This is a genomic window from Pseudomonas sp. S5D5, from assembly GCF_003013355.1.
Taxonomy (GTDB): Bacteria; Pseudomonadota; Gammaproteobacteria; order Pseudomonadales; family Pseudomonadaceae; genus Aquipseudomonas; species Aquipseudomonas aylmerensis.
This window is the reverse complement of sequence record NZ_PTEO01000001.1, coordinates 5,592,344-5,608,975: the sequence shown is the minus strand read 5'-3', so window position 1 is coordinate 5,608,975 and position 16,632 is coordinate 5,592,344. Positions and strand designations below refer to the sequence as shown.

14 protein-coding genes and 1 pseudogene are annotated in these 16,632 nt (G+C 62.1%); 13 read left to right on the top strand and 2 right to left on the bottom strand.

Annotated features, from left to right (window positions below; genetic code table 11):
• Window positions 1–67 precede the first annotated feature (67 nt).
• From C9990_RS25630 to C9990_RS25610, 5 genes are all read left to right on the top strand, one after another.
• A complete protein-coding gene (locus tag C9990_RS25630) occupies window positions 68–889 on the top strand; it encodes a carbon-nitrogen hydrolase family protein (RefSeq protein ID WP_106805030.1) in 822 nt (273 codons plus the stop codon).
• Between the two features lie 267 nt (window positions 890–1,156).
• A complete protein-coding gene (locus tag C9990_RS25625) occupies window positions 1,157–2,482 on the top strand; it encodes an APC family permease (RefSeq protein WP_065906826.1) in 1,326 nt (441 codons plus the stop codon).
• Between the two features lie 100 nt (window positions 2,483–2,582).
• Window positions 2,583–2,855: a type B 50S ribosomal protein L31 gene (locus C9990_RS25620; RefSeq protein WP_025858669.1), complete on the top strand. Its 273-nt coding sequence runs from the start codon at window positions 2,583–2,585 to the stop codon at window positions 2,853–2,855.
• Window positions 2,856–3,027: 172 nt separating this feature from the next.
• Window positions 3,028–4,377, top strand: coding sequence for an HD domain-containing phosphohydrolase (locus C9990_RS25615; RefSeq protein ID WP_106805029.1), 1,350 nt, complete (start codon window positions 3,028–3,030; stop codon window positions 4,375–4,377).
• Window positions 4,378–4,473: 96 nt separating this feature from the next.
• A complete protein-coding gene (locus C9990_RS25610; protein WP_065906820.1) occupies window positions 4,474–4,887 on the top strand; it encodes an NUDIX domain-containing protein in 414 nt (137 codons plus the stop codon).
• Between the two features lie 14 nt (window positions 4,888–4,901).
• On the opposite strand, the gene metR is transcribed toward C9990_RS25610, so the two are convergent.
• The gene (gene metR, locus C9990_RS25605) at window positions 4,902–5,819 is read right to left on the bottom strand and encodes a transcriptional regulator MetR (RefSeq protein WP_065906818.1); all 918 of its coding nucleotides are present in this window, start codon (window positions 5,817–5,819) and stop codon (window positions 4,902–4,904) included.
• Between the two features lie 182 nt (window positions 5,820–6,001).
• Between metR and C9990_RS25600 the strand changes: the two genes are divergently transcribed.
• Window positions 6,002–7,021 (top strand): alpha/beta fold hydrolase, encoded by a 1,020-nt coding sequence (locus tag C9990_RS25600; protein WP_065906816.1) that lies wholly within the window; start codon window positions 6,002–6,004, stop codon window positions 7,019–7,021.
• Between the two features lie 52 nt (window positions 7,022–7,073).
• Window positions 7,074–7,727 (top strand): DsbA family oxidoreductase, encoded by a 654-nt coding sequence (locus C9990_RS25595; RefSeq protein WP_065906813.1) that lies wholly within the window; start codon window positions 7,074–7,076, stop codon window positions 7,725–7,727.
• Between the two features lie 107 nt (window positions 7,728–7,834).
• Here C9990_RS25595 and C9990_RS25590 read toward each other — a convergent pair whose 3' ends face one another.
• Entirely contained in the window at window positions 7,835–8,605 is a 771-nt protein-coding gene (locus tag C9990_RS25590; RefSeq protein ID WP_106805028.1) for a MipA/OmpV family protein, read from the bottom strand.
• 239 nt (window positions 8,606–8,844) lie between these two features.
• Here C9990_RS25590 and C9990_RS25585 point away from each other — a divergent pair, with 239 nt between their 5' ends.
• The 6 genes and pseudogenes from C9990_RS25585 (at window position 8,845) to C9990_RS25560 (ending at window position 16,492) form a co-directional block, all read left to right on the top strand.
• The gene (locus C9990_RS25585; protein ID WP_065906809.1) at window positions 8,845–9,555 is read left to right on the top strand and encodes an MtnX-like HAD-IB family phosphatase; all 711 of its coding nucleotides are present in this window, start codon (window positions 8,845–8,847) and stop codon (window positions 9,553–9,555) included.
• Window positions 9,548–10,942 (top strand): aspartate aminotransferase family protein, encoded by a 1,395-nt coding sequence (locus C9990_RS25580; protein WP_106805027.1) that lies wholly within the window; start codon window positions 9,548–9,550, stop codon window positions 10,940–10,942. The genes C9990_RS25585 and C9990_RS25580 overlap by 8 nt, the downstream gene beginning before the upstream one ends.
• Window positions 10,939–11,793, top strand: a pseudogene (locus C9990_RS25575) (alpha/beta hydrolase); the annotation flags it as partial. The gene C9990_RS25580 and the pseudogene C9990_RS25575, both read left to right, overlap by 4 nt.
• A gap of 418 nt (window positions 11,794–12,211) precedes the next feature.
• Window positions 12,212–13,336: a GNAT family N-acetyltransferase gene (locus C9990_RS25570; RefSeq protein WP_106805026.1), complete on the top strand. Its 1,125-nt coding sequence runs from the start codon at window positions 12,212–12,214 to the stop codon at window positions 13,334–13,336.
• Entirely contained in the window at window positions 13,336–15,105 is a 1,770-nt protein-coding gene (locus C9990_RS25565) for a HAMP domain-containing sensor histidine kinase (RefSeq protein WP_106805025.1), read from the top strand. Before C9990_RS25570 ends, C9990_RS25565 begins: the two co-directional genes overlap by 1 nt.
• Window positions 15,095–16,492 (top strand): sigma-54 dependent transcriptional regulator, encoded by a 1,398-nt coding sequence (locus C9990_RS25560; protein ID WP_065906804.1) that lies wholly within the window; start codon window positions 15,095–15,097, stop codon window positions 16,490–16,492. The genes C9990_RS25565 and C9990_RS25560 overlap by 11 nt, the downstream gene beginning before the upstream one ends.
• Window positions 16,493–16,632: the final 140 nt, after the last annotated feature.

Genomic DNA, 16,632 nt, shown 5'->3' with positions numbered 1-16,632 from the left:
GCGGCGTGATTTCCCCGGCGTGTGCGGCTGCGCATACTGCGCCACAGATAAAACCACAGGATGTCCCATGAAGGTCGAATTTGCCCAGTTGGCAGGCCGCGATAACGGCACAGCTTACAACCTTGAGCGCGCGGTGGCGGCGATTGCTGCAAGTGCAAGCGACACGCAGCTGATCGTATTCCCGGAAACCCACCTCATGGGCTTCCCGACAGCCGAGACCGTCGCCGCCATCGCCGAGCCGGTGGATGGCCCTACTGTGCAGGCGATTATCCAGGCCGCCCAGGCGCGCAATATCGCGGTGGTGATCGGCATGGCCGAGAGCGACGGCGGCCAATTCTATAACACCACCTTGCTGATCACCCCCGAAGGCATTGCGCTGCGTTATCGCAAGACCCACCTGTGGGCCTCCGACCGTGGCGTGTTCACCCCGGGCGATCGCTACGCCACTTGCTTGTGGAACGGCGTGCGCGTGGGCCTGCTGATCTGCTACGACATCGAGTTCCCGGAAAGCGCCCGCGCGAATGCGCAGCTGGGTGCTGAATTGCTGATCGTCACCAACGGCAACATGGACCCGTACGGCCCCACGCACCGCACCGCGATCATGGCCCGGGCCCAGGAAAACCAGGCGTTTGCGCTGATGGTCAACCGCGTGGAAGAGGGCGATGGCGGCCTGCTGTTCGCCGGCGGCAGCGCCCTGGTGGACCCGTTCGGCACCTTGCTGTTCGAAGCCGGGCGCGAGGCCGGGCAATTTACCGTCGAGCTGGACCTCGACCAGCTGGCGGCGGCGCGCAAGGACTACCGCTACCTGGATGACCAACGCTTGAAATTGCCCGGTGAGGTGATTGAGCACCCTGACGGCACGCGCGAGCTGCTGATCCCTGGAAACTGATGGAGCTCCTGTGGCGAGCGGGCTTGCCCTGCGTCTGGATGCGGAGCGTCCCCAAAACCTGCCACCGCGGGTTGCCTGGAGAAATGCGCTGAGCGCAATGGGGGCTGCTGCGCAGCCCAACGCGGGGCAAGCCCGCTCGCCACAATAAAACGGCTGGGCCTATCAATTGGCTTGGCCTTGTAAATCGGTTTGACCATAAGAAAAAAGACGTCCGCTTCACCGACTTCAGTTCTGCCATAAATCTAATAAATCAGCGGAGAATCGCTCATGGCTCGTTTGCAACGCACCCTGTCGTTAGGGTCGGTGGTGCTGTTTGGCATCGCCTATATGACGCCGATCATTGTGCTCGGCACCTTCGGCATCCTCGCGCAATCCACCGCCGGCATGGTCCCTGCCGCCTACCTGGCAGCGCTGGTGGCAATGTTCTTTACCGCCATGAGCTACGGGCGCATGGCCTCGGCGTTCCCGGTGGCCGGTTCCGCCTACAGCTACGTGCGCAAGGCGATCAGCCCCAAGCTGGGCTTTATCGCCGGCTGGGCGGTGCTGCTCGACTACCTGTTCCTGCCCATGGCCATCTGGCTGATCGGCGCGGCGTACCTCAACTCGGCGTTCCCTGCGGTGCCGCAATGGGTCTGGGTGCTGGCGTTTATCGGCATCACCAGCGTCATCAACATCATTGGCCTCAAGCTGGCGAATGGCATCAACGCGTTGCTGATGCTGGTGCAGTTTCTGGTGCTGATCGCGTTTGTCGCGCTGTGCATCCACTACATCGGCGGTGATGCGAGCAAGCCCTTGTGGACCGTCGCCCCGTTCTTCAACGGCCAGATGCAGATGCCGCTGATCATGAGCGGCGCCGCCATCGCCTGCTATTCGTTCCTGGGTTTTGACGCGGTCAGCACCCTCACCGAAGAAACCCGCGACCCTCGCCGCACCATCCCGCGGGCGATCATGTTGATCACGTTGATCGGCGGGCTGATTTTCGTGGCGGTGTCCTATTTCGTGCAGATCGCCCATCCGTCCTTCGAATTCGCCAATGTCGATTCGGCGGCGTATGAAATCGCGCGCAACATCGGCGGCGACCTGTTCGTGTCGATCTTCCTGATCGGCCTGATCGTCGGCCAGTTCGCCTCGGGGCTGTCGGCCCAGGCCAGTGGCTCGCGCCTGCTGTTTGCGATGGGCCGCGACGGTGTATTGCCCAAGTCGTTCTTCGGCACCTTGCATGCGCGGTTCGGCACGCCGGTCAACAGTATCCTGCTGTGTGCAGCGGTGGCGCTGCTGGCGTTGAAGCTGGACGTGACCACCTCCACATCGTTCATCAACTTCGGCGCGTTCCTGGCGTTCAGCCTGGTGAACCTGTCGGTGATCTTTCACTACTGGATCGGCGCCCAGCAGCGTGGTGTCCGTGAGTTGATCCTGTTCCTGGTGTTCCCGACCATTGGCTTGCTGGCGGACCTGTGGCTGATGATCAGCCTCGACCACCTGGCGATCTACCTGGGCCTGGTGTGGTTGGCGATCGGCCTGGTTTACCTGGGTTTCCTCACGCGCGGCTTCTCCCGACAGCCGCCGGAAATGGACTTCCAGGAGGCCGCATAGAAGCGTACGGCCTGTTCTTATTGCAATCGGTTCTCGTTTGGGTGCATGATTTGTGTTACTGTATAACACATCAAATGCACCCAGACGCCCCGGAGGCCTTATGAAAGCTGGTATCCATCCCGACTACCGTACCGTGTTGTTCCATGACACCGCCGCCGATGTGTTCTTCCTGATCGGCTCCACCGCCGACAGCGACCGCACGCATAAACACAGCGACGGCAACACCTACCCTTACATCCCGCTGGACGTGTCCAGCGCCTCGCACCCGATCTACACCGGCCAACAGCGCAAGACCCAGGCCGAAGGCCGTATTGCCGGGTTCAACAAGCGTTTCGCTTCGTTTGGCTCCAGCCCGAAAAAAACCGAGGCGTGAGGGATCCGCGTTTCACCTCGAAGGCCGCTCCAGAGAATGGAGCGGCTTTTTTTTGTGGGTTGATATCGTAAGGCCATTACTTTAGCGAAAACCAACTAAACTCCTCAGTAATCGCCAAGGAGGCCGTGAACCACAACAACAAGGAAACCCAACCGACGATCCGAGGTGTGCCATGGGAGAGTCAGTGGCTTTCACCGATACCGAACGCGCCGTCGTGCTGCTGATCGATGCCCATCCGCAGGTGCTGTACAGCCTGACGCACCTGCTGCGGCTGGAGCCCTTCGAACTGCACAGCGCCACTTGCGCGGCCGATGCCCTGGCCATCCTCGCCAGCCAACCCGTCGACCTGGTGATGAGCGCTGCGCGCCTGCCCGACATGGACGGCGCGTCATTGCTGGCACATATCCACCAGCACTATCCCCATACGGTGCGCATCCTGCTGACCAGCGAGACCGACCTGACCCTGATCATCAAGGCCATCAACGAAGGCGAGATCTACCGCTACCTGAGCAAACCCTGGAAGGATGAAGAGTTGTTGCTGGCGCTGCGCCAATCCCTGGCGCATCAGCATTCGGAGCGCGAGCGTGCGCGGCTGGAGCAACTGATCCAGCAGCAGAACGACGCACTCAAGCAGCTCAACACGACCCTGGAAAAACGCGTGGCCTCGCGCACCAGCGAGCTGCAGCAAACCGCCGACATGCTTGACCTGGCCTACGAAGAACTCAAGCACAGCTATGCCACCGGCGCCGAGGTGTTCTCGCTGCTGGCCAACCTGCGCCTGCCGCGCGCGAAGCAGACCAACCGGCAGATCATCGAACTGGTACGCACCTGGTGCGTGGCCCATGGCGAGGACTGCGCCAGCAATCGCGACCTGACCATGGCCGCCGCGCTCTACAACATCGGCAAGTTGAGCTGGAGCGACAGCATGATGGCCTCGCCCTCGGACTTGCTGCACAGCAGCGACCGCGAACGGTATCGCGCCTACCCGGCCCAGAGCGAATCACTGCTGATGACCCTGGAGCCGATGAAAGATGCCGCACGCCTGATCCGCCATCATCAGGAGCGCTGGGACGGCAGTGGCTTCCCCGATCACCTCAAGGGCGAAGCGATTCCCGCCGGGTCGCGGCTGTTGAAGTTGGCAGTGGATTTTATCGAGCTGCAAAAGGGTCTGATCCTCGAGCGGCAGATGAACAGCGATGAAGCGCTGCTGTACATCCGCAAATACGCCGGGCGGCTGTATGACCCGCTGTTGGTGGAAGACTTTGTGCAGGTCTGCGCGACCTACTTGAATGACGTGACCTTGGGCGACCCCAACGTCAAAGTGCTCGGCACCCGCGAGCTGGAGGAGGGCATGGTGCTGGCGCGCAATCTGAATGCCGACAACGGCATGCTGCTGCTCAATGCCGGCAAGGTGCTGAACCTGCCGCTGGTGGACAAGTTGATCGCGTTCGAAACCATGGAGGGTGCGCGCTACAGCGTGTTTATCAAAGAGCACACCGAGATCGCGGCTCAACACCCTTGAGCGGATAGGCGCAGGCAAGCCAGCTTTCGGATTGATTGCGGCGTTCGTGTCGATCATGTGATCCTTGCGCCCTTTGCCTTCAAGGACGACTTATCCATGACCTCGACCATCCGCATCGCCGCCGCCCTTTTGATCGGCAGTGACGGCCAGACCCTGCTGGTGCGCAAGCGCGGCACCCAGGCGTTCATGCAACCTGGCGGCAAGATCGACGCCGGCGAGCAACCTGTCGAGGCGCTGGCGCGTGAGCTGTTTGAGGAGCTGAACCTGCGTATCGAGCCCGGCGCTGCGACCTACCTCGGCCAGTTTTCGGCACCTGCCGTCAACGAGCCGGGTTTCACCGTGGAAGCCGAGTTGTTCCAGGTGCAGATCGACGTCCCGGTCACCCCTGCCGCCGAGATTGAAGAGGTGCGCTGGATCGACCCCGCCGGCGATGGTGGCTTGCTATTGGCGCCGTTGACCCGTGATCTGATCCTGCCGTTCTATCGCGCGTCGCTGACCACCCCGGCCTGATCGCCCCTTGCGCGTCAGCGCACCGCGCTGACGCCATCCAGGGTGGAAAACGAGGTGTCCTTGGCCGTCAGCAGGAAGTCGCGCATATACGGCGCGTCCAGCATGTCCGCGCGGATGCCCGCATACAGCGTGGCAAACAGGCCTTTCTCGCCCAGGCGCTTGGCCTTCACGTAACCCCGTGAGCTGTATTCATGCAGCGCCCAATGGGGCATGCCGCACACGCCGCGACCGCTGGCGACCAGTTGCATCATCATCACCGTCAGCTCCGAGGTGCGCACCTGGGCCGGCTCCACATCGGCCGGCTCGAGGAAGCGCGTGAAAATGTCCAGGCGGTCGCGCTCCACCGGGTAGGTGATCAGGGTTTCGGTCAGCAGGTCTTCGGGCACGATGTAGGACTTGTGCGCCAGTGGGTGTTGATTGGCCACCGCGAGCATGGCTTCGTAGGTGAACAACGGCACGTAGGTGATGCCCGGCAATTCCAGTGGATCGGACGTCACCACCAGGTCCAGGTCGCCACGGGCCAGGGCTGGCAGCGGCGCAAAGGCGAAGCCCGAGGCCAGGTCCAGCTCGACTTCCGGCCAGGCATCGCGGAACTGGTCGATGGTCGGCATCAGCCATTGGAAGCAGCTGTGGCACTCGATCGCCATGTGCAAACGCCCGGCGGTACCGCCGGCCAATCGTGCGATGTCACGCTCGGCGCCGCGCAGCAGCGGCAGGGTCGCATCGGCCAGTTGCAGCAGACGCAGGCCGGCGCTGGTGAAGCGCAGCGGCTTGGTCTTGCGCACGAACAACGGCATGCCCAGGCGTTCCTCCAACTCCTTGAACTGGTGGGACAGCGCCGACTGCGTCAGGTGCAGGCGCTCGGCGGCTTCTACCAGGCTGTCGGCTTCGCGCAGGGCGTGCAGGGTCTTGAGGTGGCGGATTTCGAGCACGGGCTCTCCATGAAGACAATTTGTGAAGAATTGGAATGGCGTGAGTTTGTCTCATGTTGCGGGCCGTGTCGACCATGACCACTGGGCACTCTTCATCAAACTGTCACGCAACTGTGGCAGCGCGCTCGAACAAACTTCATCAGACTCGCGCTCTACTGGGGTTCTGTGTTTCGGTGTTTTCCATGCGCGTGTTGCTTTTATTGGCCGCTTTTATGTTCGGCCTGCCGTCTTTTGCGGCGTCTCGATGTGATGTCAATGTCCCGACCCAAACGGTCGACCTGGAAACGGTCAGCATCGCCTACCAGAGCATCGGGCGGGCGTCCGATCCCGCGTTGCTGCTGGTCATGGGCCTGGGCGGGCAGTTGATCCACTGGCCGGATGAAGTGGTCGTGGCGTTGTGCGAACAGGGCTTTCGGGTGATCCGCTACGACAACCGGGATGTCGGCCTGTCCACTTGGCGACAGGCACCTGCCAGCGCCAACCTGACCTTCGAAGTGCTGCGCTACAAGCTCGGCCTCCCGGTGGCGGCGCCCTACACGCTGACTGACATGGCCGACGACGCCCTGGGCCTGATGGACGCGTTGCAGGTCCGCCAATTCCATGTGCTGGGCGCGAGCATGGGCGGCATGATCGCCCAGCACCTGGCGGCCATGGCGCCGCAGCGGGTCGAAAGCCTCACGCTGATCATGACCAGCTCCGGCGCCGAAGGCCTGCCGGCGCCGAGTGCGGCGTTGGTGCAATTGCTGTCGCGGCGCAGCGCACCAAACCGTGAAGTCGCGCTGGAACAGCAGGCGGATTTGTTGGCAGCCCTGGGCAGCCCGTCGGTGAAAGATGATCGCCAGGTGTTGCTGCAGCAGGCGGCGCTGTCCTACGACCGCGCCTTCAACCCCGACGGCGTGAAGCGCCAGATCATGGCGATCCTCGCCGAGCCAAGCCGGGTACCGTTGCTCAACCAGTTGCGCGTGCCCACCCTGGTGGTCCACGGCACGGCCGACCCGTTATTGCCGGTGATGCACGGCGTGCATTTGGCGGCGCATATCCAGGGCAGCCAGCTGAAACTGATTCCAGGCCTGGCCCATCGGTTCCAGGAAGCCTTCAAGGCGCCGCTGCTGGCGGCAGTGCTGCCGTACCTGCAAGCCCATCGCGAAGATGCCGCCCATTGGGCGCAGATTGACCTGGGCGAGCCTTCGAAGGTGTTGTGACATTGGTGTATCGTGCAATTTTTGCGGCGCATTGCCAGCGAGGTTGCCTACCATGAGTACTCCCCTGAAAATCGATTTCGTCAGCGACGTGTCCTGCCCCTGGTGCATCATCGGCCTGCGTGGCCTGACCGAAGCCCTCGACCAGCTTGGCGCCGAGGTGCAGGCCGAGATTCATTTCCAGCCGTTCGAACTGAACCCGAACATGCCGGCCATCGGTCAGAACATCGTCGAGCACATCACTGAAAAGTACGGCTCCACTGCCGAAGAATCCCAGGCCAACCGTGCGCGTATCCGCGACTTGGGCGCGGCGTTGGGCTTTGCCTTTCGTACCGATGGACAGAGCCGCATCTACAACACGTTCGATGCGCACCGCCTGTTGCACTGGGCCGGGCTGGAAGGCTTGCAGTACAACCTCAAGGAAGCGCTGTTCAAGGCGTATTTCACCGACCAGCAGGACCCCTCCGATCACGCCACGCTGGCAATCATTGCTGAAAGCGTCGGGCTGGATATCAAGCGGGCGGCCGAGATTCTCGCCTCCGACGAATACGCCGCCGATGTCCGCGAGCAAGAGCAGTTGTGGATATCCCGGGGCGTGACCTCGGTGCCGACCATCGTGTTCAACGATCAGTATGCGGTCAGCGGTGGCCAGCCGGCCGATGCCTTCGTCGGCGCGATTCGCCAGATCATCCGCGAGGCGAAGGGCTAAGCCTGTGGGTGGGGGCTGGCTTGCCTGCGATGGTCTGCGCGGTCTACCGGATAGACCGAGGTGCCGGCATCGCTGGCAAGCCAGCGCCTGCAGGGCGCGCGGGTTCTTCAGTCAAACTTGTAGCTGATCGCGGTCTGCACCTGGCCCTGGTTCACATCCCCGGTGTCCTTGACGATGGTGCTGTTGGCCGCCGAACCCACCAGGTGGACCCAACTGGCGCTGGTCAGCAGTGACCAGTTGTCCGCCAGGGGGAATTCGAAACTCTGGGTCAGCGTCAGGTTCTGGAAGCCGGCACTCGCGTTGTAGGCGCGAATGCCCGAGGCCGCGGATTCCTTGTCGTCGACGCCGAAAAAGGTCTGGGTCTGGCGGGCGTCGGCAAAGTGCGCCAGCAAGCCGGTGCTGCCAATGATCCCGCCGCCGAGCGGGTAGCCGAGTTCGCCGCCGATCTTGCCCAGCACGCCGCTTTGATCACGTCCGCCGCCGACGGCCTGGCCCATCTGGGCGTACACGCGCCAGAAGTCGGCCGGCGCGTATTGGATGAAACCGCCCACCTCGGCCATGTCCGAGACATTGCGCAGACCGCGCAGTGAGCCGTTGGCGGTACGCCCCGGCAGGTAATTGATGTACGGGCCGGCGGTGAAGCCGTGGGTGTCCAGCGCGCTCCAGGTCAGGCCATCGTCGGTGCCCAGGCTGACCGGGCCCCAGTCCAGGTCGAAGTAGGGAATGGGCCGGGTTTCGTAGCGACTGCCCGTCGGGTCGTGGGGTTGATAGCTGACGCCCGCGCCGATCTCGCCGGTAATGCCTTGGGCCAATGCCGTGCTGGAAAAGCCCCACAGCCCCAACAGGCCGGCAAATACAGCAGAAGTCACCTTGAACATGCAGCGGTTTCCTTATCTGGACATACGCGCATTCACGCGCGAAGGGCATCCCTGGCGCAAGCACTCATCTTGTTTGTAGCGAGCTACAAAAATTGTAGCTTGCGCGACACATATCTCCCGACAAATCCACGCAAAGCCCAGCCCCGCTGGGTTTTCGCCAGTTGGCACGCTCCCTGCTCTACTCCAGTGGCAAGCGCACAGAGCGCTCTTCTTCAAGCCCTCCAACTCAAGGAAAGGCAATGATCCACTGGCATATCGTGTGTGACTTCGACGGGACCATCACCCCCACCGATGTCATCGACAACGTCCTCCAACGCTTCGCCGGCCCCGAGTGGGAAACCATCGAACAGGAATGGCTGGATGGGCATATCGGTTCCCGCGAATGCCTGAGCCGCCAACTGGCACTGATCAAGGCGACCCCGACTGAACTGCTGGCGTACTTCGACAGTGTCGAGATCGATCCGGACTTCCCGGATTTCGTCGATCACGTCATGGGCCTGGGCGCGACCATCGAAGTGGTCAGCGACGGCATCGAACAAGGTATCGCGCGCATCCTGTCGCGCAACTACGTGACCTTGCTGCCGATCCTCGCCAACCGCCTGCGCCAGGTCGACCAGAACAGCTGGCGCATCGACTTCCCGTATGCCAGCGATGCCTGCCGTGCCGCTTCCGGCAACTGCAAGTGCAAGTCCACCCCGCGCAACAAGCGCGTGCTGGTGATCGGCGACGGCAAGTCCGACATGTGCGTGGCCTCCACCGCCGACTTCGTGTTCGCCAAAGGCAGCCTCGCCGACTACTGCGTGGCCAACAACATTCCTCACGCGCGCTTCGACACCTTTGCCGAAGTGCCTGCATTGCTGGCGCAACTGCCGCAGGGCATCGCCGCCAACGCCAGCGCTTTTGCTGGCGAACTGTCTACCGAAAATCAGGAACTCTTCCACCATGTCTGATATCCGTATCGCTACCGCCGAAGACCAGGTCCTTCTGGATAAAGAAGCCAAGTATTGCTCCTACGGTGACACCGTCCACTACATCGAGCCGCCGCGTATTTTCAGCCGTTGCGAAGGCTCCTATGTGTGGGACACCGAAGACCAGGCCTACCTCGACCTGCAAATGTGGTACTCGGCCGTCAACTTCGGCTACGCCAACCCGCGCCTGAACAACGCGTTGAAGCAGCAGATCGATACCCTGCCGCAAATCGCCAGCCAGTACCTGCACAAAGGCAAGATCGAGCTGTCGGAAATGATCGCCGTCGATGCCAAGAAAAAATTCGGCCTCGACGGTCGCGTGCACTTCAACGTCGGCGGTTCGCAGTCGATCGAAGACTCGCTGAAAGTGGTGCGCAACGCCACCAACGGCAAGAGCCTGATGTTCGCCTTCGAAGGCGGCTACCACGGCCGTACCCTCGGTGCGTCGTCGATCACTTCCAGCTACCGCTACCGTCGCCGCTACGGGCACTTCGGCGAGCGTGCGCAGTTCATCCCGTTCCCGTACCACTTCCGCGGCCCTAAAGGCATGACCAAGGAAGAGTACGGCAGCCACTGTGTGCAGCAATTCGCCCGTCTGTTCGAGACCGAATACAACGGCGTGTGGGACCCGAAAGTCGGCCAGAGTGAATACGCCGCGTTCTACGTCGAGCCGATCCAGGGCACCGGCGGTTACGTAATCCCGCCGATGAACTTCTACCGCGAACTCAAGCAAGTGCTCGACCAGCACGGCATCCTGATGGTGTCCGACGAAATCCAGATGGGCTTCTACCGTACCGGCAAGCTGTGGTCGATCGAGCACTTCGACGTGCAACCGGACGTGATCGTGTTCGGCAAGGCGCTGACCAACGGCCTCAACCCACTGGGCGGCATCTGGGCCCGTGAAGAGTTGATCAACCCGAAGATCTTCCCGCCAGGTTCGACCCACTCCACCTTCGCCTCCAATCCACTGGGTACGGCGGTCGGCCTGGAAATGTTCAAGATGACCAACGAAGTCGACTACGGCGCGATGGTCATGGCCAAGGGCAAATACTTCCTGGAAGGCCTGCAGGACCTGCAGAAACGTTTCCCGATCATCGGCGACGTCGACGGCCTGGGCCTGGCCCTGCGCTGCGAAATCTGCGGCCCGGATGGTTTCACCCCGGACAAGGCGACCCTGGACTACATGGTCGAAGAAGGCATGAAGGGCGACATGGTCGTTGATGGCCAGAAACTCGGCCTGATCCTCGACGTGGGCGGCTACTACAAAAACGTGATCACCCTGGCACCGTCGCTGGAAATCAGCTACTCGGAAATCGACCTGGGCCTCAAGCTCCTCGAGCAACTGCTGGTGCGGGCGACCAAACGGTGAACAGCCTCGGGATCGACCTCGGTGAAGGTGATGCCGGCTTCGTTCTCGGTGAAGGTCCGGTCGGGATCCTGTTGATCCACGGCCTGACCGGCACCCCGACGGAATTGCGCCAGGTCGCCAAGGGCCTGGCCAAGGCGGGTAACTGCACGGTCTACGTGCCCACCCTGGCCGGGCACTGCGGCGATAACAGCGACCTGCAGGCCACCGGCTGGCTGGACTGGTACGAAGGCGTGCGCAAGACCTTCGTCCAGGTCAGGCAACGCCACGCGCAAGTCTTTGTCGGTGGCTTGTCCATGGGCGCGGTGATGTCGATGTACGTGGCTGCCGAGCACCCTGGGCAAGTCGCCGGGCTGTTGATGTATTCCACCACCTTGAAGTACGACGGCTGGAGCATTCACAAGCTGGCGTTTCTGACGCCATTGCTGATGAAGATTCCGTTCGGCGTGCACATCTGCCGCTTCGAAGAGAAGCCGCCGTATGGCATCAAGAACGAACGCCTGCGGGCGATCGTCGAGCGCCAGATGAAGGAAGGGGAGAGCAGCGAAGCCGGTCTGCTGACCATGGAAGGCATCACGGTGCGCGAGTTGCATCGGATGAACGCCGTGGTCAAGAAACGCATGCCCGAGGTCAAGGTACCGGCGCTGGTGCTGCACTCCATCGAGGACGACATCACCAGTCGCTGGAACGCCGATTACGTGGAACGCCACCTCGGCGGGCCGGTGACCAAGATCCTGCTGGACAACTGCTATCACATGATCACCGTCGACCTGCAATACCGCCGGGTGATCGAGTTGAGTGCCGAGTTTGTCGAGCAGCATGCGCGCATCAGTGGTGAGCGGGTTTCACAGGGGCAACGAGCTTCTGCGGCTGAAGCTGTGTTCCAGGGTGAGGCAGCTTCGCATGCTGGAGCTGGTTTGCAGGCTGAACCTGCTGCTTATGCTCAACCTGTTTTCCAGGCTGAACCTGCTGCTCATGCTGAACCTGTTTTCCAGGCTGAACCTGCTGCTCATGCTGAACATGCTTTCCACGGTGAACCTGCTTCTCGTGGCGAGCGGGCTTGCCCCGCGTTGGGCGGCGAAGCCGCCCCCTCGCTGACACTGCATGCTTCCCGTTAGGACTGGAGTGGCTGGGTTTGGGGCGGCTTCGCCGCCCAACGCGGGGCAAGCCCGCTCGCCACAATAGAGCGGTTGCCACAAGAGGATTGCTGCCACACCACGCCCGATCATGACCACAGGCCGGCTCGCTCAAGAAATAGAAAAAGGGAAATCCGTGATCACCGCCCAAGCCTTCTCGACCATCCGGGCCATCCAGCGCAGTGCCTGGAACGACTGTTTTCCCGGTGCCCTGGAGGATTGGGACTTTTACGTGGCCGTGGAAAACGCGGCCATTGATGATTTCAAATGGCGTTACCTGGCGGTCTACGACAGCGGGTCGCTGGTGGCGGTTGCGCCCGCGTTCATCACGCAGTATCGACTCGACACCACGGTGTCGGGCACCGGCAAGCGCTTTACCGAGCGCCTGGAGCGACTGTGGCCGGGTGTTTTGCAGTTGCCGTTGTATGCCATCGGCTCTCCGGTGGCCGAGCGCTGTGATGCGGGCATTGCCAGTAGTGTGCCCGAGGCGCGGCGCCCGCTGATGATCACGCACGTACTCAAGGCCGCGCGCCAGGACGCCAACGCATTCGGCATCGGTCTGGTGGCGGTCAAGGATGTGCCCACCCACGATACGCAGTGGGCCGCCAGTTGCCGTGTTGCCGGGTTTCAGAGCATGCCGAGCCTGCCCAGCGGCTGGCTGACGGTGCCTTACGGTTCGGTGGACGCCTACCTGGGCTCGCTGTGCAAATCGACCCGCAAGGACCTGCGCCGTAAACTGCGTGCGCCGGGGCCACGGGTGGAATGGCGGCACAACATAGACGACGTGTTGCCGCAGGTGATGCGCCTGTATGAAGACACGCTCAGCCGCGCGGATTTACAGTTCGAACGCCTGCCGGCGAGTTACTTCACCGGTATCCTTGAACGGCTTGAAAAACGCGCGGTCTGTGCACTTTATTGGGTGGACGAGCGCCTGGTGGCGTTCAACCTGATGCTGGTGGATCAGCATCGCTTGGTCGACAAGTTTTTCGGGCATGACCGTGAGTTCAGCCGTGAGTACAACCTGTACTTCAGGTGTTGGCTGACCAATGTCGACTATTGTATTCAGCACAATATCCCCGTGTATGAATGCGGCCAGGAGGGCTATGCCAGTAAGCTGCGCCTGGGGTGCGAATTCCGCGGCAACAACCTGTTTTTCCGTCATCGTAATCGGCTGGTCAACGGCCTGCTCAAACTTGTAAAGATGTACCTCCGACCGGATCGTTCCGACCCTGCCATGGCTGCTGCGATAAGCGAAACCTGATGATCACCAAGACCCGCCAGAAAGCCCGCCCCTTTGCCATTTCGCGTTGGAGCGTCCAGCGCAAGCTGGTGCTGGCGTTTTGGCTGGTCAGCGTCATTCCCACCATGATCGCGGCCGAACTGGCGGCGACCACGCTGTCGCAGATTTTCGACAGCAACGTGCGGATCTGGCTGCAGGAGTCGACCAAGATCGTCAAGGACGAAATCGGCGACATCCTTCATGACAACGCGCGCATGGCCAAACTGTTCCTGCGCTACACCAGCCCGCCGTCGAACAAGCAGGCGGCCAAGCACGACCGGCTCACCGCCGACATCGCCGATGCCACCGATATCGACGTGGTCGCGCTGATTCGCGTCAGTGACCACAAAGTGGTGTTCAGCACGGCGGCCGACGACGTCGTCAAACAGATCGACCTGACCAGCAACGCGGTGCTGCAGACGGTCAAGGTGGCGGGGGTGAGCACCGGCCTGGTGGTGTCGACCTTCGAAACCACCCAGGAGGGTGTCGACTACCTGCTGCTCGTGGCCACTTACCTGGACAGCAGCTTCCTGACCAGCGTGGCCGATGTGCATTCGCTGGATTTGCGCTTGTACCTGGCCAACCCCGACGGTTTCTCGGAGATCTTCTCGACCCAGCGTTTCGAGGATCACCCTTCGCGCATCCCGAAAAATGTCGAAGCCGCGATGCGCAGCACCAAGCAGCCCAGCGAGCAGTTCACCAATAACTACAGCGGTCTGTACTGGCCGATCTTCAACGATGCCGGCGACCTGCAAGGCGTGATCTTCAGCGGCCTGCTGCGCCACACCAGCCTGGTCGGGCTGGTGAACCAGAGCAACCTGTTCGTGCTGATTTTCCTGCTCAGCTCGGCGCTGTCGCTGGCGGCCGGGGTGTTGGTGTCGCGGCGCCTGACCAAGCCGCTGCGGGATTTGTCCCAGGGCGTGGACGCGGTGATTTCGGGCAACTACGAGCACCGGGTGCTGGTCAGCGGTGGCGACGAACTGGCGCAGTTGAGCAGCACCTTCAACCACATGACCGAGCGCCTCGGCGAGTTGCATCACCTCGAGGCCCAGTTGCGCCGCCGTGATCGCCTGCACGCCCTGGGCGAAGTCGCCATGGGCCTGGCCCACGAGATCCGCAACCCGCTGGGTATCATCAAGACCGCCACCCAGTTGCTGCACCGCCGCGCCGACCTGGCCGAATCCGATAAGCGCCACCTGGAGTACGTGATCAGCGAAGTCAGCCGCATCAATGACCTGATCACCGAGTTCCTCGATTTCGCCAAGCCCAACCCGCCACTGCGTGTACTGCAGCCGGCTCGGCCGCTGGTGGAGGAGATCCTGGGCTTCTGCTCGCCGGAACTGGCCACGCATAACATTGATGCACAGATCGACGACCAGGCGCCGGGGGCGACGATCTACGCGGACGCCAAGCAGCTCAAGCAGGCCTGCCTCAACCTGATTCTCAACGCCATCGATGCCATGCCCGAAGGCGGCCGCCTGACCCTGGGCATTCGCAGCGTGGGCGACAATACCCTGATCAGCATCGGCGACACCGGCCAGGGGATCCCGGCGGAGATGATCGAGCGCATCTTCACGCCGTTTGTCACCACCAAGGCCTCGGGCACTGGCCTGGGCCTGGCAAAAGTCTATTCGATCATGGAAAGTCACGACGGCAGCATCGAATGCGCCAGTGAGAAAGATGCCGGCGCCACCTTCAGCCTGTACATTCCGGCGATTGGCGAAGACGACGAGGACAGTCATGACGCATAACATTCTGGTAGTCGACGACGAACCCAAGCTCTGCGACCTGCTGGCCTCGGCCCTGGGCCAGAACCACGTGCAGGTGTTCATTGCCGGTAATGGCCTGCACGCGCTCAAGGTGCTGGAGCAGGAAGACATCGACCTGGTGATCAGCGACTGGCGCATGCCGGGCATGGACGGGCCGGCCCTGTTGGCGGAGATCAAGGTGCGCTACCCCCAGGTGCCGGTGATTGTGATGACCGCCTACAGCACGGTGAAAAACGCCGTGCAGTCGATGCGCAACGGCGCCTATGACTACATCGCCAAGCCGTTCGATATCGACGAGCTGGACATCACCGTGGCCAAGGCCCTGCAGTTTCGCGAGATCATGCGCGACAACGCGCGCATGCGCGCCGAGCTGGACGAGCACGCGCAATTCGACAGCCTGGTCGGCGACAGCCCGGCGTTTCGCAAAGTGCTGCAGGCGGTGGATTCGGTGCGCGACAGCGCTGCCACCGTGCTGCTGACCGGTGAAAGTGGCACCGGCAAGGAAATGGTCGCCCGCGCCATCCACAAGCACGGCAGCCGCGCCGATAAACCGTTCGTGGCGGTCAACTGCGCCGCCATTCCCGAGGGCTTGCTGGAAAGCGAGATGTTCGGTCATCGCAAGGGCGCCTTTACCGGCGCCGTGACTGACCGGGTCGGACGCTTCCAGCAGGCCGACAAGGGCACGCTGTTTCTCGATGAAGTGGGCGACATGCCGCTGGCGCTGCAGGCCAAGATTCTGCGGGCGTTGCAGGAGCGGGTGATCGAACCGGTGGGCGACCCGCGCGAGCGCAAGGTGGACGTGCGGGTGATTGCCGCCACCAACAAGAACCTCCTCGATGCGGTGGCCAATAAAGAGTTTCGCGAAGACCTGTATTACCGCCTCAATGTCTTCCCGATTCCGCTGCCGGCGCTGCGCGAGCGCGCCGAAGATATCGTGCCGCTGGCCCGCCACTTCGCCCAGACCCTGAGTGCCACCGCGGGTAAACGCATCACCGGCTTCAGCCCGGAGGCGCTGCAGGCCATGGCCGCCTATCACTGGCCGGGGAATATTCGCGAACTGCAAAACTGTGTGGAGCGCGCGACCATCGTGGCGGCCTCGCCGGTGATCGAGGATATCGACCTGCCGGCGTACCTGTTTGCTTCCCGGCCTGGCGAAGGCGGCGTCACCGCGCTGCTGGGTGACACACCAGGCGTGCCTGCTGACCTGGATGCGGCCCTGGCCGAAGTCGAGAAAACCTACATTCTGGCGGCGCTGAACGAAAGCAACGGCGTGCAGGCCGCAGCGGCGGCGAAGATCGGGATATCCGAGCGCAGCTTCTGGTACCGCCTGAAAAAGCTGGGCATCCAGGTCGACAAGATCGTGCGCTGATCTCTCTGTAGCCACCGATCCAGATGTTGGAGCTGGCATGCCTGCGATGGCGTTATGTCTGTGTCAGATGAGTTGGCGGGTAGACCGCTATCGCAGGCAAGCCAGCTCCCACATTTTGATCGGGTTGAGTCAGGCGTGAA